The sequence below is a fragment of the Pasteurella bettyae CCUG 2042 genome, from assembly GCF_000262245.1.
Taxonomy (GTDB): domain Bacteria; phylum Pseudomonadota; class Gammaproteobacteria; order Enterobacterales; family Pasteurellaceae; genus Basfia; species Basfia bettyae.
The window spans coordinates 1-578 of sequence record NZ_AJSX01000023.1 but is presented as its reverse complement, the minus strand read 5'-3'; the positions used below and the strand labels follow the sequence as shown (position 1 = coordinate 578).

At 41.3% G+C, this 578-nt stretch carries 1 protein-coding gene; it reads right to left on the bottom strand.

Translation table 11 applies throughout. The features are described 5' to 3' along the window. Nucleotides 1–533 (bottom strand): hypothetical protein (locus tag HMPREF1052_RS04620; protein ID WP_155811588.1); only part of this gene is annotated, 533 nt, incomplete at its 3' end. Nucleotides 534–578: the final 45 nt, after the last annotated feature.

The window sequence follows — 578 nt, the reverse complement described above, 5'->3', positions numbered from 1 at the left end:
TTAGGGATATCTGTCACTAATGCGTACTTGGTATTACCTTGATACAATATATCGCTCGTATGTAATTTTTTGCCGTCATAGCCTATATAGGCTAGTGGCTTACTTGCTGCTGCATTGTAGCCGAAACTAATATATCCCTTGTCGGCTTGTTGTTTACCGACAATGCCAACACTATTAGATAATTTTACGTCAGCAACAATAGCGTCATCGCCAATCTCGATGCCTTTGCCAGTATTATTAGCGGTGACTTTGAGTGTCGGTAATGACAATTCGCCTCTTAATGAGCCACCAGATAATGGTAGATAATTATCACCCACCCAGCCTTGATACGCGACAATTGATGTGCCTGTCGATTGATTAAATGCGATGCGCGATCTTTCGGCGCCAGTGTTATCAACAAACACGTAATTAAATCTTGCTGTATTTGAGGCAAGATCGCCAGCAGGAGCTACCTCAAAGCGCCAGATACCTCCTTGCGTTGTGTATTTTGTCTGTGCCCAATTTTTAGTGTCAAATATTAATACATCAGTCATAGTGTCACCACTTTTACTGACTTTAGTATTGGCTAAATCATAAGC